We start from the raw sequence: 1,288 nt of genomic DNA on the forward strand, positions 1-1,288 counted from the left end.
AGCTAGCTGTCAAAACTAAAATAGAGTAAAACGCTTGCATCTATCTTTGGTGCAAGCGATATTTTGTCAATAGCGTAGGATTATTTTGCGCTTACTTTTTATTGTTGGAAGATTTAATTTGGTAAATGGATAAAAGCTGACTGACAATATCAGTATCTTTAGCATTATCTGAAACAAGACCATTTGCATATGAAAAATGCAATTTTGGAGCATCGGTTGTAAAAGGCCATTGCATAATTGCAAGTTTATAAGTTACAACACCTAATTCAATTGTAGATGAATCAAAACGGCAATCGGTTTCTGAATAATTCTGAAAATCAAATTCCACAAATTTATTTAAATTCTTCATTTACACCTCCATGAAATACATTTTCATTTTTTTTTGCTACTTACACATAAGGTTGAAATACAAAAAATAATTGATATCATATGCAAATGAATACAATGAAATAAATCTTATGTATTTATAAGTATAACTGAAATAATAAAAAAATACAAGACGTATTGCGAAGAAAAAACGAAATACAAATACTGAATTTGAAGTATTTCAAAATAGATGCTATAGTGGGATACAAAGAAAAGGAGATTAAGCAAGAACATATGTTTGCAAAAACCGTTGCATTAATATGTTGGTGGTGGTATATTATTGCCAGAACACCAGTTTGCTTTTCGGGGAACTGATGTGATCAGCAAAGAAGATTGCGCAGTAGAGGTACGGACTTCGGTACTACGGAAAATCTACTTCGATAACCGCCAGATCAAACGGTTACAGAACTAACCTGCGAGGTGACTGATAAATCCCTTTTCCTCAATTCAAGATTATCAACTTATCTTATTGGAGGTGCACACATGCAAGAAACGATCATTGATTTCTACTGTAAGAACTGTAAGAAATTCTTACATGTCTCTTACAAAGTTACAGGAGATGAAAACGCATTGATTTTACCAAACGCAATTATTAAATGCGATCACAGTCACTGTAAACGAGCATTAATCTTAAAACGAATCACAGAAAAGAAGCTTTTAGAAGGGGCTGTGAATGGTAAGTTTTATTTATAACCATTTTCCGAAGAAGCATACAATTGAATTAGTTCCATCACATAGCTAGAATCAAAATGATGTCTAGGAGAGGTGTGAAAACATAACCAGAGAAGTCTGGCGGTTTTCACACCTCTTTTTTTGTGCATTCAAATAAAGGCTCAATCACAAATTTTGTGGGATAAAGGATTTCTGACATAAGTCTTCCTGCTGATATCAAACAGTTTAAGGAAGAAGTATTCATCATCAC

At 33.0% G+C, this 1,288-nt stretch carries 2 protein-coding genes; one reads left to right on the forward strand and one right to left on the reverse strand.

All coding sequences use genetic code 11. The features are described 5' to 3' along the window. Nucleotides 1-91: 91 nt before the first annotated feature. The gene (locus tag BUB85_RS20860) at nucleotides 92-349 is read right to left on the reverse strand and encodes a hypothetical protein (RefSeq protein ID WP_073113384.1); all 258 of its coding nucleotides are present in this window, start codon (nucleotides 347-349) and stop codon (nucleotides 92-94) included. Between the two features lie 500 nt (nucleotides 350-849). On the opposite strand from BUB85_RS20860, the gene BUB85_RS20865 reads away from it, so the two are divergent. Then, a complete protein-coding gene (locus BUB85_RS20865; protein ID WP_073113385.1) occupies nucleotides 850-1,059 on the forward strand; it encodes a hypothetical protein in 210 nt (69 codons plus the stop codon). Nucleotides 1,060-1,288 lie beyond the last annotated feature (229 nt).

This window comes from Hespellia stercorisuis DSM 15480 (assembly GCF_900142165.1).
GTDB classification, from domain to species: domain Bacteria; phylum Bacillota; class Clostridia; order Lachnospirales; family Lachnospiraceae; genus Hespellia; species Hespellia stercorisuis.

Coding starts and splice junctions, on each gene's coding strand:
- BUB85_RS20860 (WP_073113384.1), bottom strand. CDS start 349: ATGAAGAATTTAAATAAATTTGTGGAATTTGATTTTCAGAATTATTCA.
- BUB85_RS20865 (WP_073113385.1), top strand. CDS start 850: ATGCAAGAAACGATCATTGATTTCTACTGTAAGAACTGTAAGAAATTC.